The following is a 25,309-nucleotide window of genomic DNA, read 5'->3' on the forward strand; positions in this document are numbered from 1 at the left end:
TATTCGTAAGAGAGCGAACCGGACCCGTCTGAGCTCCCCTGGAGGTGATCCTTGGCGGTGGACACCGGTCAAGAATTGGGCAGCACGATTCCCCGGGCCCGCGTCGAAGACGACGCACCACGGCTCGAACCCATGTTGGATCTTGAATGGTCGCGGGCCATCGAACTCCCGCAGAACGCCATGGCGGCGGGCACGCCCGCCGAACTTCGCCGCGCCTGGGTGCATCGCGCACCCGAGGACAGCGTCCTCGCCCTGTTCCGCGCGTCGGCCGGGATGGCCGGGCCGATCCCCGCGCCGTGGTGGTTGCGCGCGGTCGCGGACGGCAAGCTCGATTCCCGGGAACAGGGTTTCCGCGTCGAGGACCGCATCGCGCAACTGCTCGGCAGGCGGCCGGGCTGGGAATTCGTTCCCTGGGCCGCGGACGGCGAATCGGGCTACTGGGAGTTCATGCCGTCCGAACGCGGGAAATCGGGACACGCGATTCCCACGACGGTGATGAACACCGACCGGCACGCCGGCTGGATCGACGTCCTCCCGGCGCACACCGGGCCGACGCCGGACCCGATCCCGGTCGCCGGACTGGCCGGGCTGCGGTCCCGGCTCGGGGAGTTCGAAGCCGCTCGGTGACCGTTCGTTATCCATCCATGCCCCCGCCACCACCCTCAACGGAGGCGCTCCGCGCCCGGCTACATTCAGTGCGTGGAGAACGAAGACAGTCGACGGCTGCGCAGCGTGGTCAGTTACGTCAAACGCGGCGGCCGGATGACCGTCGGGCAGCAACGCGCGTGGGACGAGCTGTGGCCGGAAGTCGGCCGCACGGTGGGCGAACTGCCCGCCGGGACGCTGGACTTCGGCGCGTGGTTCGGCCGCGAGGCGCCGGTGCTCGTCGAGATCGGCTCCGGCATGGGCGAGACGACGTCGCAGCTGGCCGCCGCGGCGCCGGAGCTGAACTACGTCGCCGTCGAGGTCTACGACCCGGGCCTCGGCCAGCTGATGCTGCGCGCCGAAAAACTCGGCGTCGAGAACCTGCGGCTGCTGCACGGGGACGCCGTCGTGCTGCTCACCGAGCACGTCGAGCCCGGGACGCTGCACGGCGTCCGGCTGTTCTTCCCGGACCCGTGGCCGAAGAAGAAGCACCACAAGCGGCGGATCGTGTCGCCGTCGTTCGCCGCCCTCGTGGCGTCGCGGCTCGCGCCCGGCGGGACGTTCCACATGGCGACCGACTGGGAGAACTACGCCGAGCAGATGCTCGAGGTCTGCTCCGCCGAGCCCGCGCTGCGCAACCGGTACGCCGACGAGCCGGGCGGCTGGGCGCCGCGGCCGGAGTGGCGGCCGGTGACCAAGTTCGAACAGCGCGCCGACGTCGACGGCCGCGTCTCGCACGACCTGATCTTCGAGAAGCGTTAGAAACGCTGAAGGGGACCTCTCCCCGGATCCCCGCGGAGAAAGGTCCCCTTCAGCTCACTACCCCCGGTGCTCGCCCCTCCCCCGACAGAGGGGCGAACGTCCTATTCCTCGGCCAGCGGCTCGGCCTGGACCCGCTTGAGGGCGGGCGTGCAGACCGACGCGCCGAGCAGGGCCACGCCCACCCCGAGCACCACCGGCGCCAGGAGCCACGGACTCAGCACGATTCCGCGTGGATCGACCATGCTGTAAAGCCCAACACCGACGAGTACCCCGACGATTCCCGCGCCGATGGTGGCGACCAGCGCGGGCAACGCGGCTTCCATCCGCAACGCCCTCGAGAGCACCCGCACCGGCGTGCCGGCGGCCATCAGCGCCCCGAAGGTGCGGCGGCGGTCCATCACCGAGCCCGCGGTCGCGACCGCGGCGCTGCAGCCGGCCAGGACCCCGGCCGCGATCAGGCCGATCACGGTCACCCGGCGCAGATCGCCGAGCTCGGTCTGCTGGTTGAACAGGTACTGGTCGCGGCTGCCGATCTCCTCGCCGGCGGCCGGCCCGGCCAGCGCCGTCCGGATGATCTCGCGGTTGGCGTCGGTGGTCGGCGCGACCACGGTGACGTACTTCGGCGTCAGGCCGTCCGGCAGCGCGGCCGGGTCGATGATCGACGTGCCGGCCAGGTCGGAGTCCGGCAGGTGGACGGCTTCCGCCCGCGTCCCCGACTTGACGGCCACGGCCGGCCCTTCCCAGTTGTCGGCGATCTTGTACTGCGCCAGGTCGAGCGCCGAGTCACCGAAGACGGCCGGACCGCCCGTGCAGTTCTCCGCGGTGAGCCCGAACCGGGTCAGCTTGACCGCGTCCGCGCAGCTCATCACCAGCGCCCGGTGGCCGTTGCGGTGCGAGCCCTCGCCCTGCACCAGGTAGACCTGGCCGACCGCGACGGCCTTCTCGGACTGACCGTACTTCTGCAGCGAACCGTTGGCCTGGTCGACGATCCTGCTCGCGTGCTGACCGTCGGTGTCGACGTAGAGCACGGAGTCCTGGAAGGACCGGCCGCCGCCCGCCATCGACTCGAACGTCGGCAGCAGCGTCAGGGCCATCGACCCGGCGAACACCGCGAGGACGATCCCGGCGGACGCGCGGTAGGCGCTCTTCGGGTCGTCACGCAGGCGACGTCCGGCGAGCAGCGACGACGGCCGCCGCCAGATCCGGACGAACGTGCCGCCCACTGCCGACGTCACCCACGGCCCGACGATCGCGGCCGAGCCGACCAGCAGGAACAGCCCCACCATGACCATGCCGATGCCGCCGGAGTCACCCGAAGTCGACACCGCGTAGAGGAAGAACAGCCCGGCCGCGGGCAGGGCCAGCAGCCGCCACCAGCGCAACGGCTTCTTGGTGTGGCCGCCGGTGGCGAACAGCGGGTTCTTCAGCACACGACGCAGGCCGAGGACACCGGCCAGCACCACGAGCACCGGGATCGCCACGACGATGAACACCGTCAAGCCGATCGGCAGCACGAAGTCCGCGGCCTGCCAGGTGCCGCCCGCCCACGGCACGAACGACGCGAGGCCGTGCAGCGCCGGGCTGAGCAGCAGGCCGAGCAGCGCGCCGATACCCGCGGACAACGTCGTCTCGGCGGCCACCATGTTCGTGACCTGCCCCGGCGTCGCGCCGGCCAGCCGGAGCGCGGCCAGCCGCCGTTCCCGCCGGGCCGCCGTCAGCCGCGCCGACGACGCGACCAGCACCAGGCTCGGCACCAGCAGCACGATGATGCCGACCCAGGACAGCAGCATCAGCAGGCCGTCCGGCCGGGCTTGCCCGCTCGGGAAGCCCGAGACCTGCGACGACGCCTCCGGCATCGCGTCCGGTGTGTGCCCGGTCAGCGCGACGAGCTGTTCGGGGAAGCGCAGAGCGTCGTCGCCCAGCGCGCCGACGGGTTTGCCGAACCGGTCGCCGAGCTGCGCGGCCGAGTTGCTCTGCAGCAGCCGGCCGAGCGCGGGCGACACGACGGTCTCGCCGGGTCCCGGCAGCTGCGGCACCCCCGCCGGCAGCTGGATGCCGGCCGCGGTGGCGCCCGGCGCCAGTGCGACGTCGACGCGGATGATCTGCTTGCCGTCGAAGTAGTCCTTCGTCGCCGCGAAGGCCATCTTGGCCGGGCCGTCGTTGGTGCGGCTGTAGAACTGGTCGCCCTGCCAGAGGGCGCGTTGCTCGCGGTGCACCGTGGCGAACGGCAGCGTCGCCAGCAGCAGCACCAGCCCGGTCGCGACGGCCACCCCGACCGCGGTGAGGATCGCCGACGTCCGGGTCCGCCGGTCGACCTTCAGCACCCGCAGGGCGATCTGCAGCGAGTTCATGCCGCGAGCCTCGTGGCGATCAGGCCGTCCCGGATGGCGACGGTCTTCGGCATCGACTCGGCCAGCTCGCGGTCGTGGGTCACGACGATCACCGCGGCGCCCGTCTCGTGCGCGGCGCCGAGCAGGGCGTCCATCGTGTCGCGGCCGGTGCGCGTGTCGAGGGCGCCGGTCGGCTCGTCGGCGAAGATCACCTTCGGCCGGTGGGTGAGCGCCCGGGCGATCGCGACGCGCTGGGCCTCACCGCCGGAGAGCTCGCCCGGACGCCGGCCCTCCTTGCCGGCCAGGCCGAGCCGCGCGAGCCACTGACGGCCGGCGTCGATGGCTTCCTTGCGGCCGAGGCCGGCCAGCAGCGACGGCAGCGCGACGTTCTCCTCCGCCGACAGCTCGGCGACGAGCATCCCGGACTGGAAGACGAAACCGAACTCGGTGCGGCGCAGCTCGCTGCGCTTCTTCTCGCCGAGGTGGTCGATCCGCTGCCCCGCCAGGAAGATCTGCCCGTCGTCGGCGCGGAGGATGCCGGCCAGCACATGCAGCAGCGACGTCTTGCCCGAGCCGGACGGCCCGACGATGGCGACCGCGTCGCGCGGCTGGATGTCGATGTCGATGCCGGCCAGAGCGTGCTGGGCGCCGTAGCGCTTGACCAGCCCACGGCCGGACAACACCGGGCCATCGGTCCACTGTGGAGTGTTCGGGTCCACGAGGTTCTCCCCTGTCGGTCGGGATCTTGATGCCGATGAGCTTCGCCGAGACCAGGGGGTGTCCACTTCGGGCAGACGGCCAGTCACGGGCCCGCCCGCATCGGCCGATCGGCCGAGGGAGCGCGAGCCACTCGGCCAAGGTGCGGACGCCCGCGGATCCTCTAACGTCACGTTGTGACCGCCGCGCCTCCTCCGAACACGCTCTACACCCGCACCGCCGCCCTGGTGCGGCGCATCGGCGTGCCCGCGGCCGTGCTGTTCGCCGCGCTGCTGTTCGACGTCGTCTTCACGACGCAGGCCGCGCTCGACGAACACGGCCCGCGCTTCGTCGACTTCGGGCTGCTGCCCGGCATTTTCGCGATGGTGGCCTGCGCGCTCTGGGCCCAGAAGCGGGCCGCCGTCGCCGGTGCGACCGGCGCCGCCGTGCTGGTGTTCTCCACGCTCTTCATCCACGCGTTCCACATCCCGCCGTACTCGAGCGTGCTGCCGAAGGTGACGATCACCGAGGTCGTGGCGGGCGAGCTGATGCTCTACTACGTGACGCGCCGGGCGCGGGCGGGCGTGGCGTTCTGCGTGGTCAGCGCCCTGACCGTCGGGTGCCTGGTCGCGGTCTTCGGCCGCTACGAGAGTGTCGGCGGGATCGACAGCGGTGCGGCCTACCAGGCCATGCTGTTCGGCCTGCTCCTGCTCCTCGGGGCGGTGGTGCCCGCCATCGCGGCGCGGGATCGCAGCCCGAAGGGTGAGCCGCGGGCGCGCAAGCTCAACCGGGTCAGCCAGCTGGCGCTGGGGCAGTGGCCGCTGATCGGGCTGCTCGCCTTCGCCCTGCTCTTCGAGTTCGGCTACACCTACTCCAGCACCGCCCGCGGCTTCCCGATCCTGTTCTGCTCGCTCGTCGCGGCCGTCATCGCGGTGCTGTCGCCGCGGCGGCCCGCGGACGCGGTCCTCGGCATCGCCGGGGTCCTGCTGCTCTCCGCGGTCGTCACGCCGTTGCTGCAGTTGCGCAGCTCCTACCCGATGCCCGGCGGGGTGCCGTTCGTGCAGGTCATCGCCGGGATGGGCGTGGTCGTGAACCTGACCCGCGCCCGGGGGCTGAGCGCCTCGTGGCCACGGGTGGCCGTGCTGTCGGCCGTCGTCGCGCTCGGGGCGATCCTCAACTCGAACCAGCCCGCCGGCAACCTGCAGACCGACCCGCAAACGCTTTCGATCCTGGCCTTCGCCGCGGCGCTGATGCTGGGCATCTCGATCGCCGTCGGCCTGATGCTGCGATCCCGGGACTCCGAGCGCACGACGGTCGTCCAGTCGGCGGTGTCCGAGGCGCAGACCGCCGAGCGGATGGCGCTGGCCCGCGAGCTGCACGACATCGTCGCCCACCACGTCACCGGGATCGTGGTGCAGGCGCAGGCCGCGCGGATGATGGCCGAGCGGGACCCGCAGATCGCGGTCGAGGCGATGGGCCGGATCGAGAACGCCGGCGTCGAGGCGCTCGCGGCGATGCGGCGGCTGGTCCGCTCGATGCGCGGCGACGCGCCCGCCGGGTCGAGCGAGTTCAGCGAGCAGGCCACCACGGATCTCGGCGCCGACCTGCGGAAGCTGGTCGAGGGCGCCAACCACGGCGTGCCGACGTCGATGCACCTCGACCTGCCGCCGGACCTGCCGCACGAGGTCGGGCGCTCGGCGCTGCGGCTGGTGCAGGAGTCGCTGACGAACGTCGGCAAGCACGCCTCGGGCGCGACCGACGCGTTCGTGCTCGCCGAGGTGAGCGGCCCGGAGCTGCACCTGCGGGTGACCGACAACGGGCGCGAGCGCACGCAACGGCCGGCCGGGGGATCGGGCGGTTACGGTCTGGTCGGCATGCGCGAACGCGTCGCGCTGCTGAAGGGCCGGCTCTCGGCCGGGCGCGGCCCGGACGGCGGCTGGCGCGTCGAAGCTTGGCTGCCGCTGGCGGCCACCGAAGAAGCGGAAGGGGACGAGTGATCCGGGTACTGATCGCCGACGACCAGGAGATGGTGCGGATGGGGTTCCGCATGATCCTGGACGCGCAGGACGACATCGAGGTCGTCGCCGACGTCGCGGACGGCGTCTCGGCGGTCTCGAAAGCCCGCGAGCTGCGCCCGGACGTCTGCCTGCTCGACATCCGCATGCCCGGCCTCGACGGTCTCGAGGTCACCCGGCAGCTGGCCGGCCCGGACGTCACCGACCCGCTGAAGGTAGTGGTGGTCACCACCTTCGACCTCGACGAGTACGTGCACACGGCGTTGCGCAACGGCGCGTCCGGATTTCTGCTGAAGGACGCCGGCCCGGCGCTGCTGATCGAAGCGGTCCGCGCGGCCGACCGCGGCGACGCGCTGGTGTCGCCGCAGATCACCGTCCGGCTGCTCAAGCACTTCGACGGGAGTGGCCCAGCGAAACCGCAGGTCAAGCCGCCTTCCGAGCCGCTGACCGCGCGTGAGATGGACGTCGTGAAGGCGGCCGCGCGTGGGATGACGAACACCGAGATCGGGTCGGAGCTCTACCTGTCGCTCTCGACGGTGAAGACGCACCTCGCGTCGGTGCAGGGCAAGATCGGCGCGCGGAACCGGGTGGAAATCGCGGCCTGGGCGTGGCGGAGCGGAGTCGTCTCGTAATTGCGGGTGCGTAGTATCCCGACATGCAACGCCGTTTCCACGCTCCTGTCGTTCTCCCCGCCGACCCGTCCTGTTCACTCCTGCGCGACGCGGTCGTCGATGTCGACACCGATGGGCGAATTTCGTACTGCGGACCGGCGGCCACCGCCCCCGAGTCCGCCGCACCGGTCACCACCCTGACCGGCATCCTGCTGCCCGGCTTGATCAACACGCACGCGCACAGCCCGATGACGCTGCTGCGCGGCATGGGCGGCGACCTGCCGCTGCTGCCGTGGCTCAACGAGATCATCTGGCCCGCCGAGGCGAAGCTGCGGCCCGAGGACGTCCGCACCGGCATGTTGCTGGGCTCGGTCGAGATGCTGCGCCACGGCGTCACGACCAGCGCCGAGATGTACTTCGAAGGCGAGCAGCTGGTCGACGCGGTCCTCACGACGGGCGGCCGCGTGCTGGTCGCGCCGCCGGTGATGGAGCTGCCGGGACTCGACTGGCGCGCCCAGCTGGCCGCGATCGAGCGCTGGATCGACACCGACGGCCTGCGCTTCGGCCTGGGCGACCGCATCGAGCTCGGCTACGGTCCGCACTCGGCGTACATGCTGTCGGAAGAGGGTCTGCGCGCGACGGCGGAGTCGGCTGCTTCCCGTGGCGCGCTGATCCAGATCCACATCGCCGAGGCGGCCGCGGAAGACACGGACGTGCGTTCTTCGCACGGCTCGGTACCCGCGCTGCTGGCCGAGCTCGGCATGCTGGACGGCCGGGTGCTGGCGGCGCACGCGATCCACCTGTCGGACGCCGACATCGCGCTGTTCGCCGCCCACGGCGTGGGCGTGGGGCACTGCCCGGGTTCGAACGCGAAGCTCGCTTCGGGCATCGCGCGCATCGCGGACCTGCGCGCGGCCGGCGTGGCGGTCGGCCTCGGCACCGACGGCCCGGCGTCCAACGACGACATCGACCTGTGGGAAGAGCTGCAGCTCTCGGCGATGTTCGCCCGCCTCGCGACGGGCGACTCGACGGTGCTGACGGCGGCGGACGCGTTCCTGCTGGCCACCCGCGGTGGAGCAGCGGCGCTGGGCCGTGACGACATCGGCGCGCTGGAGCCGGGCCGCTGGGCCGACCTGGTGCACGTCGACCTGGACGACCCGGCGTTCGCGTGCGGCCTCGACGTCCCGGACGTCCAGCTGCTGTCGAACCTGGTCTGGGCGGCGGGATCGCGGCGGGTCCGCGACGTGTGGGTCGCGGGCGAGCAGGTGGTCACGGACGGCGAGTCGACGAAGGTGGACCGGGCGAAGGTGCAGGCCGGGGTGGCGGATACGGCGGCCCGGCTGCGGGCTTGAGGTCTTAGCGGGGGCTTGACAAGGTCGAGTTGCTGTCCTGTCAGGCCCCCGCTGATCCATCGGCCGAAGCCTGCGAATTCTCGATCGCCAGCGCAACCCATATTCCTTAACACTTGCTCACGGAGCACAAGATTTGGAACATTGAGACCAAGTCTCGGAGTCTTGTGCGACTGAGCGCCGATAAGGTCACGCCTACCGAGGCCGAGATCCAGCAGTTGCTCGTGAATTCCCACTGAACTCCATGTGGCCGCAGGTTGGCCAGACTAGGGTCGACACCTTCCTCGAAAGTCACGTTTCCCAGCAGGTAGCCCAGGTACTCCACCTTACGCTCTTCGTGCTGCGCTGCGCTGAGATCACGACGCCTTCAACGAACTCAGCCGCCTTGCTCTGCCCGCCGAGATGAGAGTTGAAGAAGTCATCTTGACGAATTTCATACCCGGCAGACAGTCTCTCGTTCACTGCCACGACCACAAATAGAAGAGCAGCACCGACTCGAACTTTTTCACGCTTGCTCAGAATCCGTCCGGCGACCTCCTTCAGCGTAAGACCAATCGCAGTTCCTGCCGCCCACCAACAATGGCACCGTCAGGTCCAGCCAGAACGAGGCCCACGGCTCCACCACTTGCCGCACCGAAAATCTCCCCGCCGGCCTTCCACAGCTTCATGGCCGCGTCCTCGCCCTCGCCACCCTTTGACATGACCCGGGCAATACGCTCTTGCCCAGTTGAATCCGCAGAGGAAAGCGAGCGGCACTTTCACGTGAAAGTGCCGCTCTGGTCAGCGGGGGCGCAGGATGAGCTCGGTCAGGTGGGCGTCCGGGGTGGCCGATATCGCCGTCACCACCGCGGTCGCGACCGAGTCCGCCTTCAGCAGGTGGGACGTGTCGTACTCGCGGCCTTCGCCCTTGAAGATCGTCTGTTGCATCTCCGTGTCCGTGCGGCCCGGGTAGACCGACGTCACGCGGATGTCCGGTTCCTCCTCGCGGAGGGCGTCGGCGAAGGCGCGGACGGCGAACTTGCTCGCCGCGTACGGGGACCAGCCGGGGCGGGCGTTCAGGCCCGCTCCCGAGTTGATCACCACGACGTGGCCATTAGCCGCTCGGAGAGCCGGGAGCAGGAGGCGGGTCAGCTCGACCACCGCGAGGGTGTTGACCTCGAAGTTCTCTCGCCACGCTTCGGCGGACGCCTCTTCGATCCGGCCCAGGCGGGCGACGCCGGCCGAGTGGACCAGGACGTCCAGGGACGCGATGTCCGCGGCCGCCCGCTCGAGGGTGGCCGGGTCGGTCAGGTCGACCGGCCACGGCGTCGCGCCCGGCAGTTCCTTCGCCAGTGTGGCCAGTGCATCCGCGTCCCGGCCGCCGAGGAGGAGGCGGTGAGTCGGGGCGAGCTGGTGGGCGACCGCCGCGCCGATGCCGCGCGAGGCTCCGGTGACGAGGGCGAGGGGAAGATCCGTCATGCCCCCACCGTAACGGCGAATCCGGCGTCCACCGTGCGGTCTTCGCGGTTGCCCGGGCCGAGCGTCCGCGAGGCCCAGCCCGAGGGGTCGACGTCCGAGTCGCGCGCGTCGTCACCGGCGTCCTTCTTCGTGGGCGTGTGCCCCTCCGCGGTGAAGCAGACCTGGTAGGTGCCGTCTTCGAGGCCGGTGAACGCGTAGGCACCGTCCGGGCCGGTGACGACGCTCGTGCCGGTGTTCAGGGTCGCCTTCACCCCGGCCAGTCCCGGCTCGCCCGCGTCCTGCAGGCCGTTGCCGTCCGTGTCGGTCCAGGCGAAGTCGCCGATCCGGTTGGTCGGCGGGGCCAGGCCGAGGTCCACGCCGAAGTCCTCGCGCTTCGGCCCGCCCAGCGTGCGCGGCGCGGTGCAGCCGTCCGGGTCCGCGTCGGAGTCCTGGTCGTCGTTGCCGGCGTCCTTGCGCGTCACGGTGAAGTCCGCCGGGACGGCGAAGCACACCTGGTAGGTGCCGTCCTTCAGCTTTTCGAAGCCGTACTTGCCGCCGCCGTCGGTCGTCGCGGTGCCGACCGTGCCGCCGGCGCCGTCCTTCAGCGTCACCCGCACGCCCGCGACGCCGGGTTCGCCCGGGTCCTGGAGCCCGTCGCGGTTGCGGTCGTTCCAGGCGAAGTCGCCGATCTTGGCGATCGCCGGCGGCGGGACCACGGTGATCGTCGCGGACGACGTCTTGTCGCCCAGCGTGCCGCCTGGGTAGTGGACGCTGGTCACCTTCGCCGTGTTGACGTGCCCGGTGTCGGCCACCGTCAGGTTCGGGTGATCGCAGGTCAGCTGCTGGTTCGCGGCCGCGGCCAGCGTGAACGGCTCGAACGGCGTGGCGCACCACGGGTCCTGGACGGTGATCCCGCTCAGGTCCTGCGTGCCCTCGTTCGTCACCGTGACGCGGTAGTGCGCGGTCTCGCCCGCCGTGACCGTCGCGAACGGGCCCCACGCGCCGGTCGCCGGGTTCTGCACTTCCTTCTTCACCGAGTACGCCGCGAGCTGCACGACGACGCAGTCCCAGCGGAGCCGTTCCGCGCTGGTCGTCGCGAAGAACTTCACCGCCGACGCCTTCGCCGGCGCGGTCGACGCCGGGAAGTCCTGCTTGGCGAGGTGCCCGTCGCTCGCGTTGTGGTCGGCGACGAGCTTGTTCTCCAGCACCTGGGCGCCGGTCGCGTCGTAGAACCGCAGGCCGGTGGCCGGATTCCCGCTCGGCAGCGCGGCGCCGGTCGACACGCTGAGTGTGTAAACGCCGCCCGGCACGAACTTCTCGGTCTGGGAGGCCGTGCTCGCCTTGCCGTCCGGGGTCTGGATCACCGCCGACCGCCGGCCGTCGACGGCGTACGCCTGCTCGGTCAGCAGCTTCGGCTGCTTCGCGGACGGCGTTCCGGGCGGCACCGGAGCGGCCGGGGTGAAGACGTAGCCGTCCGGCGCGCCGTTCGCCGCCGTCGTTTCGACGCTCGGGTTCGCCGCGACGCCGCCGCAGGCCGGGGGCGGGTCCGCGGGGGAAGCCGCGGCCACGGGCACCGCCGCGCCCGAGACCGCCATCACCACTGCCATCGCGCGCGCCGAGAAGATCACCCCCCGACTATGGCGCGGGGCCCGGGCCCGCACCGGCCGAGAGCGGTCCACTTCAGAGTGAACCTCGGCCGGTGCGGACCCGGCGCGTCAGCGCTCGCCGATCCGGCCGGGCCGGCCGAAGCGGTCCTTCTTCCAGACCGACACGAGCGACGGCCGCGGCTGCGCGGTGCCGCCGTCGGGCCAGTGCGACGTCGGCGCCGCCGAGCTCGCCGCGTTCTCACCCGGGTGCTGCACCGCGACGAGCACGACGTGGTCGGTGACGTTCGGGCCGCACGTCTCGGCGCCGACCGGCACCGACAGGAACTGCTTGACGTGCCCGCGTTCCGGACCGGTGACCGGGACCGAGAACAGGCCGTCGTTCACGCCGAGCGCGTTGCCGTCGGTCGAGACCCAGAGGTTGCCGTGACGGTCGAAGGCGACGTTGTCCGGGCAGGAGATCGGGCTGACCTGGCTCTTGTCGAAACCGCCGTAGTAGGTGTCCGCCGCGGCCGGGTCACCGCAGACGAGCAGCAGCCGCCACGAGAACGTCGTCGACGCCGCGTCGCCGCGGGCCTCCTCCCACTCCAGCACCTGCCCGTTCCTGTTGGCCACGCGCGGGTTCACCTCGTCGACGCCGGCCTTGCCCGCCGCGCCGCGGTCGCTGTTGTTGGTCAGCGCCGCGTAGACCCGGCCGGTGACCGGGTTCGGCTCGATGTCCTCGGGCCGGTCCATCTTCGTGGCGGCCACCTTGTCGGCCGCCTGCCGGGTGAAAACGTAGACCTCCTCGGCGGTGAATCCGTCCACAAAGGACTTATTGCCGCTCGCCAGCGGGAGCCACTCGCCGGTGCCGTCGAACTCGTGGTCCGACGGGAGCTTTCCGGTGCCGTCGATCTCGGATACCGGGCTGTCACCGGTGAAACGCGCGACGTACAGCGTGCCGTCGTCGAGCAGCGCCGAGTTGTGGCGCCGCGCGTGCGCGCTCTTGCCCGGCTTGTACTTGCCCTTGGAGACGAACTTGTAGATGTACTCGGAGCGTTCGTCGTCCCCGGAGTAGGCGGCGACCCGGCCGTCCGCGGTGATCTTGATGTTCGAGCCCTCGTGCTTGAAGCGGCCCAGCGCGGTGTGCTTGACCGGCGTCGAGTGCGGGTCGTTGGGGTCGATTTCGACGACCCAGCCGAACCGGTTCGGCTCGTTCGGCTCCTGGGCGACGTCCCAGCGCTTGTCGAACCGCTCCCACTTGCGGGTGCTGGCGCCGGTGCCGATGGCGTACCGCTTGAGCCGCGCGGCGGCGACCGGGTCGGTCACCGTCTCGGAGTTCGCGAAGTACTGGTGGAAGTTCTCCTCGCCGGAAAGTACGGTGCCCCACGGCGTCACGCCGCCGGAGCAGTTGTTCTGCGTGCCGCGGACCCTGCGCCCGCTCGGATCGGCCGACGTCTTCAGGTACTTCGAGCCGGCGGCCGGGCCGCGGACTTCGAAGACGGTGTCGAGCGTGATCCGGCGGGCGAACCGGCTCGGCACGACCTCGAGGCCGCCGCGGATCGGATCGCGACGCGCCTGCAGCACCGAAAGACCGTGCGCCGCCCAGGCGATCCTCACCTGCTCCTCGGTCGGGTTCGCCGGGTCGTACTGGTCGGCCGGGAACAGGTGCACCTCGGCGGTGTACTCGTGGTTCACCACGAGCAAGTTGTCCAGGCCCAGCGCGTCCTGCGGGATGAGGCCGACGAAGTCGTTGTTGTAGCCGAACTGCTTCGCCTGCGCGGCCGCCGTTTGCTTCGTGAAGTCGAACTTCGGCGCGCCCGGCACCACGGGGTCGCCCCAGCGGATGACGACGCGCTGCCCGTAACCCTCCGGGACGACGACCGCGTCCAGCTTGTTCGGCGGGACGGGGTCGAAGTCGGTGCCGGGCGCCGGACGCGGTTTCGGCGCGGGCGCCGCGGCGGCCGTCCCGGACAGTGCGGCGAACCCGCCCGCGGCGGCGGCCATCACGGCTCCCGCCTGGAAGGCCCGGCGGCGGGAGATGTCCTTGACGACGTCACCGAAGTACGCGTTGCCGGACTCGTTCGGCTCGGGGTGCGCGCAGGCGTTGCCGCAGCGGTATTCGCAGGTGACCGGGGAGCGGCCGCCGGGGTGGGCGGGGAAGAGCGGGAGCAGACGGTCGGGCACGAGGCCTCCATGGTGGGAGTTCGGGAACGAACCCGACCGTAAGTCTCCCAAACCAGTCAATACAGACATTCGAGTGAACGCCGGATGTACTGGCCTTCGTCAGAACTCTTCGCCGACGAGCGCGGCCTCCTGCGGCACGGCGTGCGAGTCGGTCTTCTTCTCCCGCAGCGAGAGCAGGCCACCGGCGACGACGCACAGGACGGCGGCGGCGATGAACGGCGACTGCGGCGAACCGAACCACTCGGCCACGTGCCCGACCAGCGTCGCCGCGACGGCGCCGCCGAGCCAGCGGCAGAAGTTGTACCCCGCGCTGGCGACCGGGCGCGGCGCGTCGCTGATGGACATCGCGGTGCCGGTGAACAGCGTGTTCAGCAGCCCGGACACCAGCCCCGAGACGATGATCCCGGCGACCAGCACCGGCTTGCTCGGCACGGCCAGCACCAGCATCAGCACGGCGTACCCGAAGACGGCGGCCGCGGCGGCGTGGCGCTCACCGAGCTTGGCGGCCAGCCGCGGCGCGAGCGCGACGCCCGCGACGGCGACACCCAGGCCCCAGCCGCAGAAGATCAGGCCGACGGCGATGGCGCTCCAGCCGAGGACGAACGGCGACCAGGCCAGCACCGTGAAGAACGCGGCGGTGTAGAGCGCCGACGCGACCGAAGTGCGCAGCAGGCCGGCGTGCTTCAACGCGCGAAGCGGGTCGAGCAGCTTGATCGGATCACGCTTCTCGTGCTTGTCGCTCTTCAGGAACATCGCGCACAGCACGAGCGCGCCGGCCATCAGGATCGACGTGCCGACGAACGGGCCGCGCCAGGAGATGCTGCCGAGCAGGGCGCCCAGCAGCGGGCCGACCGACAGGCCGACACCGAGGGCGGCTTCGTAGAGCAGGATCGCGCCGGACTGGCCGCCGGTCGCGGCGCCGACGATCACCGAGAGCGCCGTCGCGATGAAGAACGCGTTGCCGAGACCCCAGACCGCGCGCAGCCCGACGAGCTGCTCGATCGACCCGGCGGCCGCGCACAGCGCGGTGGCCGCGACGATCAGCGTCAGCCCGACCAGCACGGTGCGCTTCGGCCCGAACTTGGCGCTCGCCGCGCCGGTGACCAGCATCGCGATGACCTGGACGCCGAGGTAGGACGAGAAGAGCAGGGTGACCTGCGACGGCGTCGCGTCGAGGCCCTTGGCGATGGACAGCAGGATCGGGTCGACGAGACCGATCCCCATGAAGGCGATGACCGCGGCGAACGCGGTGATCCACACCTGCTTGGGCTGGCCCTTGACCGCGTCCAGCAGGCTCGAGTGGTGTTCAGCGCTCATCACTGATCAGTGCTTCTTTCTTCGTATCGATGAGTAGCTTGGCGAGAGCCGGCAGGGCGGCTTCGATCGCAGCGCGGTCGGCGTCGTCCATCGCGATCAGGCGTTCGCGAAGGAACTCTTCGCGGGCGGTGACCATCTCGGCGTAGAAGCGACGACCCTCGTCGGTGACGTCCACGAGCACCGCCCGCCGGTCGGCGGGGTCCGGCGTGCGGGTGGCCAGGCCGAGGCGTTCGAGGCGGCCGACCACGTCGGTCATCGACGGCAGCTTCACCTGCTCGAACTCCGCCAGCGCGCTCATCCGCCGGGGCCCGCCGTTGACCAGCTCGCTCAGCACCGACCCCTGGGTGAGGGTCAGCGTCAGCTGCGGGGTCGTGCGGCGCACCTGGTGGTACAGCCGGAAGACCAGCGGCCGGAGCCGGTGGGCGAGATCGGCGATCGGGGAAGTCACTTAGCCAGGCTAACAAATATTAGTAAGGGTAGCTAAGTAACTCGTCTCACAGGCTACGCTCGGGAGCATGGACGCGGTGATCTTCGACCTCGACGGCGTACTCGTGGACTCCGAGCGGATCTGGGACGAGGTCCGCCGCGCGGTCGTCGCCGAACACGGCGGCACCTGGCGCGAGGAGGCGACGCGGGCGCAGCAGGGGATGAGCACCCCGGAATGGGCCCGCTACCTGGTCGAAGAGCTGGGCGCGCGGCTCACGCCACCCGAGATCGCGACGATCGTCGTCAAGCGCATGGCGGCCCGGTACGCCGAGCAGCCGCCGCTGATCGACGGCGCGGTCGACGTCGTCCGGGCGGTGGCGAAGAAGTGGCCGGTCGCGATCGCCAGCTCGTCGCCGGTGATCCTGATCAAGGGCTTCCTGGACGTCACGGGCCTGCCGGTGGGCGCGGCGGTGTCGTCCGAGCAGGTCGGCGCGGGGAAGCCGGCGCCGGATGTGTACCTGCGGGCGGCGGAGCTGCTGGGGGTGGCGCCGTCGGAGTGCGCGGCAGTGGAGGACACGACGAACGGGCTGCGGTCGGCGTTGGCCGCGGGGATGGCGGTGTACGCCGTGCCGAACCCGCACTTCCCGCCGGATCCCGAGGTGCTGAAGCAGGCGACGGCGGTGGTGGAGACGATCACCGGCTTGCCGGCCGCGCTTCCTCCGAGCTGACCTCGAAGCGCACCGGCGACGAATCCGGGTTCACGTCGGCGAGGAAGAGCTGCTGCTGCCCCAGCCGGCCGACCAGCTTGGCCTGGCTCAGGTCGCCCTTGGCGTCGAAGAGGTTCAGCTCCCGCACGGCCGGGTCGACGAGGTAGATCGCCTTGCCCGCCGGCAGCGGACCGCCGGCCTCGCCCACGTAGCCGGCGCACACGCTGCCGGTCGAAAGGGGAACGCACGACGGCGACTTGATCCCGAACTGCGCCTGCACCACGCCGGGACTGGGTGCGCCCTTGAGGTCCTTGGGAAACGCCTCGACACAGAACAAGGTCGTGTTCAGGGCGGAGGCGAAGACCGCGTAGGAAGTCCAGTTGTCGGTCTGCCCCACGAAGTCGGTGAGGGCGATCGGCTCACCCTTCTCGATGAAGCCCGCGGGCGAGTACTCGGGCTTGGGCAGCGTCAGCTCCTGACCCCGGCTCGCGGGCGGCACCGGAGCAGGCGCCGTCTGCAGCTGGGTCGCCAGCAGCACGCTGGTCAGCACCACCAGCGCCGCCGCCAGCGGGGCGACCACCAGGGTCAACCGGCGGCGGGCCGCTCGCGGCCTTCGCTGGCGACGCAGCTGTTCCGCCCACGCGCCGGCGAGGTCGGGCGTGACCTCCCCGCCCTGCTCCCGCAGTGTCTCGGCCAGTTTGCGTTCGAGGTCGGTCATCGCTCACCTCCCAGGTCGTCCCCCAGGTGCTTGCGCAGATTCTCCATCGCGTGGTGCGTGGTCGCCTTGACCGTGCCCGGAGAGATCCCCAATGTCTCCGCGATGCCCGCCGTGCTCAGGTCCAGCCAGTAGCGCAGCACCAGCACCTCGCGCTGCCTCCTGGACAGTTTGCCCAGAACCGCGCGGATCCGCTGGTGTTCCCAGTTGGCCACCGCCCGGACCTCGGCCGACAGCTCGTCCGGGGGCACCTCCTGCGGCGTCCGCCGGACGACGCGCAGGTGCCGGGTCCGCGACCGGGACATGTTCACCACGGTCGCGCGCAGGTAACCCGCCACGCGGGTGTGGTCCGTCAGGGTGTCCCAGCGCTGGTGGAGCTTGACGAAGGCCTCCTGGACGACGTTTTCCGCGTCGTCCGCGCCGAGCAGGTGAGCGAGCCGGGTCATCTGGGCGAAGTACTCCTGGAACAGGGCGTGGAAGGTCGGCGCGCCCAGGTCCCCCGGCACGCTCTCCCCGACGCTCGCACTCACACCACGCTCACGCGCGCCCCACCCCACCGGTTTAGTGCAGCACGCGAAGAAGGCCACCACCAGGGTTTCCCCCGGTGGTGGCCTCCGACCGAACGCGGGAGCTACCGCTCGAGCTCGCCGCGGATGAACTTCTCGACGGCGTCGCGCGCGGTCGAGTCGTCGTACTGCTCCGGCGGCGACTTCATGAAGTAGGAGGAGGCCGACAGGATCGGGCCGCCGATGCCGCGGTCGAGCGCGATCTTCGCGGCGCGGACGGCGTCGATGATGATGCCCGCCGAGTTCGGCGAGTCCCACACCTCGAGCTTGTACTCCAGGTTCAGCGGCACGTCGCCGAAGGCGCGGCCCTCGAGCCGGACGTAGGCCCACTTGCGGTCGTCGAGCCACTGCACGTAGTCGGACGGGCCGATGTGGATGTTGGCCTTGCCGAGGTCGCGGTCGATCTGCGAGGTGACGGACTGGGTCTTCGAGATCTTCTTCGACTCGAGGCGCTCCAGCTCCTTCATGTTCAGGAAGTCCATGTTCCCGCCCACGTTGAGCTGCATCGTCCGGTCGAGCTGGACGCCGCGGTCCTCGAACAGCTTCGCCAGCACGCGGTGCGTGATGGTGGCGCCGACCTGGGACTTGATGTCGTCACCGACGATCGGGACGCCGGCGTCGGTGAACTTCTTCGCCCACTCCGGGTCGGACGCGATGAACACCGGCAGGGCGTTGACGAACGCGACGCCCGCGTCGATGCAGGCCTGCGCGTAGAACTTGTCGGCCACCTCGGAACCCACCGGCAGGTAGGACACCAGCACGTCGACCTGCGCTTCGCGGAGCGCCGCGACGATGTCGACCGGGGTCTCGTCGGACTCCTCGATCGTCTCGCGGTAGAAGCGGCCGAGGCCGTCGTGGGTGTGACCGCGCTGGACGGTGACGCCGAGCGGCGGCACGTCGGCGATCTTGATGGTGTTGTTCTCGGACGCGAAGATCGCCTCCGACAGGTCGCGGCTGACCTTCTTGGCGTCCACGTCGAACGCGGCGACGAACTCGATGTCGCGGACGTGGTAGCCGCCGAAGTCGACGTGCATCAGACCGGGGACGCGGGTGGCCGGGTCCGCGTCGCGGTAGTACTGGACACCCTGGACCAGCGACGCCGCGCAGTTGCCGACGCCCACGATGGCCACCCGTACGCGGCGGTTCTCGCCCATGGGGGTTTCTCCTTCAATCCGTGTCTGTTCAGTAGGTCTGCCGCTACGCTGCGGCGCGGCCGCCCGGCTCAGGTCTCGGGACCCTGCCGCTCGGCTTGTTCGTGTTGTTCGTGCGCGATGAGCTCGTTGAGCCAGCGCACCTCCCGCTCGCTGGTCTCCAGGCCCAGCCGGTGCAGCTCGCGGGTGTAGCGATCGATCCTCTCCTCGGTCCTGGCCAGCGCGGCGCGCAAACCCTCGCGGCGCTCTTCGACGCGCCGGCGCCGGCCTTCGAGGATCCGCATCCGCACGTCGGCCGGGGTCCGCGAGAAGAAGGCCAGGTGCACGCCGAACCCCTCGTCGTCCCAGGTCTGCGGCCCGGCGTCGCCGAGCAGCTCACCGAAGCGCTCCTTGCCCTCCGCGGTGAGCTTGTAGACCCGCTTGCCCCGCCGGGACCACGCGCGATCGTCGGCTTCGTCGAGTTCTTCGACCAGGTACCCGGCCCGCAGCAGCCGCCGCAGGGTCGGGTACAGCGAGCCGTACGAGAACGTCCGGAGCGTGCCGAGCGTCTCGTGCAGCCGCTTGCGCAGCACATACCCGTGCATGGGCGCTTCGTGCAGAAGACCCAGGATCGCGAACTCCAGCACAGCGCACCCCCTTCCGGGAACAAACCTCGGCGATCGACGTTGCTCCGAATGATCGCGTCGGTTCAACCTACTCAGCCACTATATCGCTCCGATACATCGAAGTGGCGAAGCCAACAGGCGGGATCAGCAGATCGTGGGCGAAATTCACCGGAGAGTTATCGAACGTCCGGCGTGTCCCCGGCAACCGCGAGAGAGGTCACGCTAGGGGGCGTGGACCACACAGGAAGAGCCCGTACTCTGTCCTGGTGATTAACCAGCGGCAGGTCGTGGACTTCGCCTTGCAGCGCCGTGCGCTGCTGGCCGAAGTCCGCTCCGGGCGCGTCGGCGGCTATGAAGCCTGCGACGCGAGCCCGTACCTGCTGCGGGCGGCGAAGTTCCACGGCCGGGCCGGTGACCAGCCCTGCCCGATCTGCCGCCAGGAACCGTTGACCCTGGTGTCCTGGGTCTACGGTGACGAACTCAAGCACGTCGCGGGCTCGGCGAGGACCCCCGAAGAGCTGGCCAGGATGGCCGGCTTGTTCGCCGAGTTCACCGTGTACGACGTCGAGGTGTGCCAAGCGTGCCACTGGAACCACCTGGTCCGGTCGTACGTCCTGGGCACGGGGGAGCCGGCCGACGGTCCGCGAAGGACCGCGGGCCGGTGAGCTGTATCACTACCGCTGAAGAGCGCAGAACGGCGCGCTACCGGGTGCCGGTCTGGGAGGCCCATTCGTGACCGACGATCGCAACCGCTCCTGGCCCGGCCAGGAGCCAGATGCACCTCGCCGTGCCCAGTCGGGCCCGTGGCCCGGGGAGGACCCCGGACCGGCCTGGCCCGGCGAAGAAGCCCCCCGGCGACCCCAGCGCGGCACGCCGCCGCGTGGTGTCCCCAACGGCCGCGGCGCCGCGCCCGAGTGGCCGGCCGGCGACGAAGGCGGTCCCCAGTGGCCCGCCGACGAACCCCCGCGCCGTCCGCAGCGACCCCGTCAGCAGGGCATGCCGCCGCGGCGGCCGGTCCCGCCGCCGCCCGGTCAGCGGCCGCAGCAGGGTCCGCCCGGCTCGCCGCCGCAGGGCTTCCGCCAGCCACCGGGCGGCCGCCGTCCGGTGCCGCCGCCCGGGCGCGAGCCGGACCTGATCACCCACCACGCGCACAACGGCACCGACGACCTCGGCCGCGACCCGTACGACGACGGTTACGACGACGACGTCGCGTTCAACGAGTACGCCGACGACGTCGAGCCCCAGGCCGAGCTCGACGAAAAGGGCAAGAGGGTCCTGACGCCGGCGCAGAAGAAGAAGCGCCGCTGGAAGATCATCCGCCGCTGCGCCTACGTCTTCGTCGGCCTGTTCTTCGTCGTTCCCGCGATCGCGTTCGTCATCACCTACTTCCTGGTGGACGTGCCGACGCCGGAGAGCATCAAGGCACTGCAGAGCCAGCCGATCACCTACTTCGACGCCAACGGCCAGCAGCTGGGCCGCGAGCTGCCCCCGGGCGGCGACCGCCAGCTGCTGAAGCCGGGCGAGGTGCCCGAGGTCGTCAAGCACGCCGTCTACTCGGCGGAGGACGCGACGTTCGAGACCAACTCGGGCTTCGACGTCACCGGCATCCTGCGCGCGGTCTTCAACCAGGTGACCGGCGGCCAGGGTGGTGGTTCGACGATCTCCCAGCAGTACATCAAGCAGGCGACGCAGAACGACCAGCAGACCCTGACCCGCAAGTGGACCGAGCTGGCGAAGTCGTTCAAGATGAACAACCAGCAGTCCAAGGAAGAGATCATCACTTCCTACCTGAACATCGTCTACTTCGGACGCGGGGCGAACGGCATCCAGGCGGCCGCCAAGGCCTACTTCAACAAGGACGCCAAGGACCTCAACGCCTCCGAAGCCTCCCTGCTGGCCGGCCTGATCCAGGGCCCCGGCCGCTCGGAGAACGAGGCGTACGCCCAGAAGCGCTGGACGTACGTGATGGACCAGATGGTGGCCAACAAGTGGCTGCCCCAGGCCGACCGGTCCGCCGCCCAGTACCCGACGCCCATCCCGAAGAACTCCAACAAGGAGCAGGATTCGGGGAAGATGACCTACCAGCTCCAGCAGCGGATCAAGGACGAGCTGTTCGCCAAGGGGTACGACGAGAACAAGCTGTTCTCGACCGGCGCGAAGATCTACACCACGATCGACCCGGCGGCCCAAGCCGCGGCGGAGCAGGCCGCCCAGGAGGGTATGAAGGGCCAGACGGACGAGAACCTGCTGAACGCGCTGGTCGCGGTCAACCCGAAAACGGGCGGGGTGATCGCCTACTACGGCGGCCCGGAGCTGGTGAAGGACCCGAACGGCAAGGACCAGATCAACCAGGACCACGCCAACCAGGCGCGAAACCCGGGTTCGTCGGTGAAGGCGTTCGACCTCACGGCGTTCCTGAAGATGGGCAAGGGCCTCGGCGAGACGTTCGACGGCTCCAACAACCGGTCGCTGGGCGGCCGTGTCGTCCGGAACGCGGGTGACAGCGCCAGCTGCGGCAAGGACTGCACCGTCGCGAAGGCGATGGAGATCTCGGCGAACACCGTGTTCTACGACATGGTCCTGAACGTGACGAAGCCGTCGCGGGTCGCGGAAGCGGCGAAGGAAGCCGGGGTCAAGGTCGCGCCGGACGGCAAGAGCGTCCTCTACACCGACGACAACAACATCTCGCTCGGTGGTGGTGGCACGGCCGTGACACCGGAGGACATGGCGGCGGCGTACGCGTCGTTCGCCAGCGGCGGTGTCTACCACGAGCAGCACTTCGTCGGGAAGCTGACGAACGGGCAGGACGAGGTGGAGTTCGACGAGAACAACATCAAGACCAACCCGGCGTTCGCCGACGACGCGTCGAAGAGCCAGCAGATCGCGGGCAACGTCACCGAGGCGCTGCAGCCGGTCATCGCGCACTCGAACCTGAAGTGCCCGACCGGCCACGAGTGCGCCGGCAAGACCGGTACGCAGCAGTACACGGCGAAGGACAGCGACCCGGCCGCGTACAAGGACCGCAACGCGCAGACGTGGATGGTGGGCTACACGCCGTCGGTGTCGGCCGCGGTCTGGGTCGGCGGTGACGGCAACAAGCCGCTGCACGACCCGAAGAACAAGCCGATCTTCGGTGCCACCGTCGCCGGTCCGACGTGGCAGAACTTCATGAACCTCTACCTCAAGGGCAAACCGGCGGAGAAGTTCGACAAGGTGCAGGCGATCGGCAAGGACGTCAACGCCGTGACGACCACGCCGACGAAGCCGCCGGACACGCCGACCACCACGACGCCGCCGCCGAGCACCCCGGAGACGACCACCAGCACCGAGCCGACGGGCACCGAGACGAACACGTCGACCACGAAGACGAGCCGGACGCGACCCGGCCCGCCGGGAACCCCCGATCCCGGGATCGGTAACACGTTCGGCAACGGAGGTGGTGGCGGGATCGCTGCCCCACCGGGCGCAGGCCCGGGTTAACCACTCCGTTCAGGGCCCTCCGCGATCGCGCGGAGGGCCCTGAACCGTTTCCGGAGTGATCATCGGCAACCCGGGCGCTTCACGCGCGTCCCTTCCAACAGGGGTGGCGACCATTGCCGCCCACTGGCTGTTTTGCGGGGGTTCCGGGTGGCGGAGCCCCCGGCCGGGGCGAAGTCCCGGATGTCATCGACTGGAGGACTGCCCCGTGCCCGACGATCGATCCCGCTCCTGGCCCGGCCAGGGTCCTGATCCGCGCCGTCAGGGGCCGTCCGGACCACAGGGACCCCGCGGCCAGGGTCCGCGCCGCCCGCCGACGCCGCCCGGGGGCCGACCGCAGCAGCAACCCCCGGCGCAGCCACAGCAGCCGTGGCAGCAGCCACGCGGCCACCGGCCCGAACCGCCGCCGCTGAGCGGGGGTCCGGAGCTGATGACGCACCACGCGTACGAAGAGCCGGACACCTACGACGACCCGGAGCCCGACGGCGACGGCAAACCGGTCCTCACGCCGGAACAGCGCAAGAAGCGGCGCTGGAAGATCATCCGGCGCGTCGGCTACGGCTTCGTCGGGGTGTTCCTCGTGCTCCCCGCGATCGCGTTCGTCATCACGTACTTCCTGGTCGACGTCCCGTCGCCGACGGAGGTCGCGCAGAACCAGAGCCAGGCGGTGTCGTACTTCTACGCCGACAACTCGCCGATGGGCAAGGACGTGCCGCGCGGCGGCAACCGGGTGCTGCTCAGCCCGGACCAGATCCCCGACATCATGAAGCACGCGGCGATCGCGACCGAGGACGACTCGTTCGAGACGAACTCCGGCTTCGACGTCGGCGGCCTGCTGCGCGCAGTGTTCAACAACGCCACCGGCGGTACCGGCGGTGGCTCGACGATTTCGCAGCAGTACATCAAGAAGGCCACCGACAACGACGCCCCGACGTTGACGCGCAAGTGGACCGAGCTGGCCAAGTCCTTCAAGATGAACCAGACGTACGAGAAGAAGGACATCATCACCGCGTACCTGAACATCATCTACTTCGGGCGCGGGGCGTACGGCGTGGGCGCGGCTTCGCAGGCCTTCTTCCACAAGGACGCGAAGGACCTGACCTACTCGGAGGCGGCGCTGCTCGCCGGGCTGATCCAGCAGCCGGGCCGGTCGGAGAACGACAAGGTCGCGCACGACCGCTGGAACACCGCGCTCGACCGGATGCTGAAGAACAACTACATCAGCGCGGCCGAGCGCCAGTCGGCGCAGTTCCCGACACCGATCCCGCTCGAGGACAGCAAGCAGCAGGCCGGCGCGCCGCCGGCGTTCGTCGTGCAGCAGGTGAAGGACGAGCTCGCGGCGCACGACATCCCGGAGGACCGCTACTACTCCGGCGGCTTCCAGGTGCACACGACGATCGACCCGAAGGCGCAGCAGGCCGCGGAACAGGCGGCCACCGAGGCGATGAAGGGCCAGGTCGACGACCAGCTGCTCAACGCGCTCGTCGCGGTCGACCCGAAGACCGGTGGCGTGCTCGCCTACTACGGCGGCAAGCCGATCATCCAGGTCAACGGGCAGGACCAGGCCGGGCGCGACTGGGCGGACACCCCGCAGAACCCCGGTTCGTCGATGAAGGCGTTCGACCTCACGGCGTTCCTCAAGATGGGCAAGGGCCTCGACGTGACGTTCGACGGCTCGAACAACCGCACGTTCGACGGCCGTGTCGTCCGCAACGCCGGCCCGGGCAGCAGCTGCTCGAAGGAGTGCACCGTCTCCGAGGCGATGATGCGCTCGGCGAACACGGTGTTCTACGACATGGTCCTCAACCAGACGAAGCAGGGCCCGGTCAAGCAAGCCGCGCAGGAAGCCGGCGTCACGACCAAGGACGACGGCGGCCAGTCGATCATCTCCACCAAGGACAACAACATCTCCCTCGGCGGTGGGGAAACCCAGATCACGCCGGTGGACATGGCCTCGGCGTACGCGACCTTCGCGGCCAACGGCGAGCAGCGCGCGCGGCACTTCGTGACGAAGGTCGTCAACGCGCAGAACGAAGTCGCGTACGAGGCTTCGGCGGACTCCAAGCCGGCGTTCGACAGCGACTCGGACAAGAGCCGCCAGATCGCCGGGAACGTCACCGAAGCGCTGAAGCCGGTCATCGACTTCTCGCACCTGAAGTGCCCCGCCGGCCACGAGTGCGCCGGCAAGACCGGGACGCAGCAGCACACGAAGACCGCGGGGGAGCCGTCGTGGGCGGCGAACGCGAACTCGCAGACGTGGATGGTCGGTTACACGCCGTCGGTCTCGGTGGCGGCCTGGGTCGGGGGTGACGGCAACAAGCCGCTGCACGGCAAGAACAACTCGCCGATCTACGGCTCGACGATCGCCGGCCCGATGTGGCAGAAGTTCATGTCGCTCTACCTGGCGGGCAAGCCGGGCGAGAAGTTCGACAAGGTGGACCGGATCGGCGGCGAGGTCGCGCCGCCGCCGTCGTCGGACGTGGCGACGACGACCGAATCGACGCCGACGGACGAGAACCCCGACCAGGGCGGCGACCAGGGTGACAACGGCGGGGACAACGGCAACGACAACGGCCACGGCAACCAGTCGTCGACGCAGGAGAGCACGCCGAAGCACACGAAGCCGACGTCGTCGAAGGAGACGCCGACCTCGGGAGCCGACCCGGGCAACTAGTCACGGCTGAACCACGGTGGGCCGCGGTACGTGTGCCCTCCGAGAGGACTGCGTCC

General features: G+C 70.2%; 20 protein-coding genes. 9 read left to right on the forward strand and 11 right to left on the reverse strand.

What is annotated here, in order from left to right; translation table 11 throughout:
* Positions 1-75: 75 nt before the first annotated feature.
* Together OHS18_RS30310 and trmB are read left to right on the forward strand one after the other, a co-directional pair.
* Positions 76-627 (forward strand): hypothetical protein, encoded by a 552-nt coding sequence (locus OHS18_RS30310; protein ID WP_328459141.1) that lies wholly within the window; start codon positions 76-78, stop codon positions 625-627.
* Between the two features lie 96 nt (positions 628-723).
* On the forward strand, positions 724-1,407 hold the full coding sequence (trmB, locus tag OHS18_RS30315) for a tRNA (guanosine(46)-N7)-methyltransferase TrmB (protein ID WP_442875434.1): 684 nt from the start codon (positions 724-726) through the stop codon (positions 1,405-1,407).
* Between the two features lie 101 nt (positions 1,408-1,508).
* Here the strand turns inward: trmB and OHS18_RS30320 are convergent, their stop codons facing one another.
* Together OHS18_RS30320 and OHS18_RS30325 are read right to left on the reverse strand one after the other, a co-directional pair.
* Positions 1,509-3,758: an FtsX-like permease family protein gene (locus OHS18_RS30320; protein WP_328613190.1), complete on the reverse strand. Its 2,250-nt coding sequence runs from the start codon at positions 3,756-3,758 to the stop codon at positions 1,509-1,511.
* Complete coding sequence (locus tag OHS18_RS30325; RefSeq protein WP_328446876.1) at positions 3,755-4,456, reverse strand: ABC transporter ATP-binding protein; 702 nt, start codon at positions 4,454-4,456, stop codon at positions 3,755-3,757. Before OHS18_RS30325 ends, OHS18_RS30320 begins: the two co-directional genes overlap by 4 nt.
* Positions 4,457-4,630: 174 nt before the next feature.
* Between OHS18_RS30325 and OHS18_RS30330 the strand changes: the two genes are divergently transcribed.
* The 3 genes from OHS18_RS30330 to OHS18_RS30340 are packed head-to-tail and all read left to right on the forward strand — an operon-like array spanning position 4,631 to position 8,411.
* A complete protein-coding gene (locus tag OHS18_RS30330; protein WP_328613191.1) occupies positions 4,631-6,430 on the forward strand; it encodes a sensor histidine kinase in 1,800 nt (599 codons plus the stop codon).
* Entirely contained in the window at positions 6,427-7,080 is a 654-nt protein-coding gene (locus OHS18_RS30335) for a response regulator transcription factor (RefSeq protein WP_328613192.1), read from the forward strand. Before OHS18_RS30330 ends, OHS18_RS30335 begins: the two co-directional genes overlap by 4 nt.
* 23 nt (positions 7,081-7,103) lie before the next feature.
* Positions 7,104-8,411, forward strand: coding sequence for an amidohydrolase family protein (locus OHS18_RS30340; RefSeq protein ID WP_328613193.1), 1,308 nt, complete (start codon positions 7,104-7,106; stop codon positions 8,409-8,411).
* A 777-nt stretch (positions 8,412-9,188) separates the two neighbouring features.
* Here OHS18_RS30340 and OHS18_RS30345 read toward each other — a convergent pair.
* The 5 genes from OHS18_RS30345 to OHS18_RS30365 form a co-directional block, all read right to left on the reverse strand.
* Positions 9,189-9,866 (reverse strand): SDR family oxidoreductase, encoded by a 678-nt coding sequence (locus OHS18_RS30345; protein WP_328613194.1) that lies wholly within the window; start codon positions 9,864-9,866, stop codon positions 9,189-9,191.
* Complete coding sequence (locus OHS18_RS30350) at positions 9,863-11,473, reverse strand: DUF7850 domain-containing protein (protein ID WP_328613195.1); 1,611 nt, start codon at positions 11,471-11,473, stop codon at positions 9,863-9,865. The genes OHS18_RS30345 and OHS18_RS30350 overlap by 4 nt, the downstream gene beginning before the upstream one ends.
* Before the next feature lie 87 nt (positions 11,474-11,560).
* Positions 11,561-13,615 carry a PhoX family protein gene (locus tag OHS18_RS30355; protein ID WP_328613196.1) on the reverse strand — a complete coding sequence of 685 codons (2,055 nt, stop codon included), beginning with the start codon at positions 13,613-13,615 and terminating at the stop codon, positions 11,561-11,563.
* A 99-nt stretch (positions 13,616-13,714) separates the two neighbouring features.
* Positions 13,715-14,932 (reverse strand): MFS transporter, encoded by a 1,218-nt coding sequence (locus OHS18_RS30360; RefSeq protein ID WP_328446865.1) that lies wholly within the window; start codon positions 14,930-14,932, stop codon positions 13,715-13,717.
* A complete protein-coding gene (locus OHS18_RS30365) occupies positions 14,922-15,380 on the reverse strand; it encodes a MarR family winged helix-turn-helix transcriptional regulator (RefSeq protein WP_328613197.1) in 459 nt (152 codons plus the stop codon). The genes OHS18_RS30360 and OHS18_RS30365 overlap by 11 nt, the downstream gene beginning before the upstream one ends.
* A 67-nt stretch (positions 15,381-15,447) precedes the next feature.
* On the opposite strand from OHS18_RS30365, the gene OHS18_RS30370 reads away from it, so the two are divergent.
* Positions 15,448-16,086 carry an HAD family hydrolase gene (locus OHS18_RS30370; protein WP_328613198.1) on the forward strand — a complete coding sequence of 213 codons (639 nt, stop codon included), beginning with the start codon at positions 15,448-15,450 and terminating at the stop codon, positions 16,084-16,086.
* On the opposite strand, the gene OHS18_RS30375 is transcribed toward OHS18_RS30370, so the two are convergent.
* From OHS18_RS30375 to OHS18_RS30390, 4 genes are all read right to left on the reverse strand, one after another.
* The gene (locus OHS18_RS30375) at positions 16,052-16,783 is read right to left on the reverse strand and encodes a hypothetical protein (protein WP_328613199.1); all 732 of its coding nucleotides are present in this window, start codon (positions 16,781-16,783) and stop codon (positions 16,052-16,054) included. The two genes, OHS18_RS30370 and OHS18_RS30375, sit on opposite strands and share 35 nt — an antisense overlap.
* A complete protein-coding gene (locus OHS18_RS30380) occupies positions 16,780-17,310 on the reverse strand; it encodes an RNA polymerase sigma factor (RefSeq protein ID WP_328613200.1) in 531 nt (176 codons plus the stop codon). The genes OHS18_RS30375 and OHS18_RS30380 overlap by 4 nt, the downstream gene beginning before the upstream one ends.
* 101 nt (positions 17,311-17,411) lie before the next feature.
* Complete coding sequence (locus OHS18_RS30385) at positions 17,412-18,500, reverse strand: inositol-3-phosphate synthase (protein WP_328446855.1); 1,089 nt, start codon at positions 18,498-18,500, stop codon at positions 17,412-17,414.
* 68 nt (positions 18,501-18,568) lie between these two features.
* Positions 18,569-19,123, reverse strand: coding sequence for a PadR family transcriptional regulator (locus OHS18_RS30390; RefSeq protein ID WP_328613201.1), 555 nt, complete (start codon positions 19,121-19,123; stop codon positions 18,569-18,571).
* A gap of 245 nt (positions 19,124-19,368) precedes the next feature.
* On the opposite strand from OHS18_RS30390, the gene OHS18_RS30395 reads away from it, so the two are divergent.
* The 3 genes from OHS18_RS30395 to OHS18_RS30405 all read left to right on the forward strand — a co-directional run bounded on the left by OHS18_RS30395 (position 19,369) and on the right by OHS18_RS30405 (position 25,253).
* Complete coding sequence (locus OHS18_RS30395) at positions 19,369-19,767, forward strand: DUF5318 domain-containing protein (protein WP_328446851.1); 399 nt, start codon at positions 19,369-19,371, stop codon at positions 19,765-19,767.
* Positions 19,768-19,834: 67 nt separating this feature from the next.
* Positions 19,835-22,582: a transglycosylase domain-containing protein gene (locus OHS18_RS30400; RefSeq protein ID WP_328446849.1), complete on the forward strand. Its 2,748-nt coding sequence runs from the start codon at positions 19,835-19,837 to the stop codon at positions 22,580-22,582.
* Between the two features lie 427 nt (positions 22,583-23,009).
* Positions 23,010-25,253, forward strand: coding sequence for a transglycosylase domain-containing protein (locus OHS18_RS30405; protein ID WP_328613202.1), 2,244 nt, complete (start codon positions 23,010-23,012; stop codon positions 25,251-25,253).
* The last annotated feature ends 56 nt before the right edge of the window (positions 25,254-25,309 follow it).

Source organism: Amycolatopsis sp. NBC_00355, assembly GCF_036104975.1.
Taxonomy (GTDB): Bacteria; Actinomycetota; Actinomycetes; order Mycobacteriales; family Pseudonocardiaceae; genus Amycolatopsis.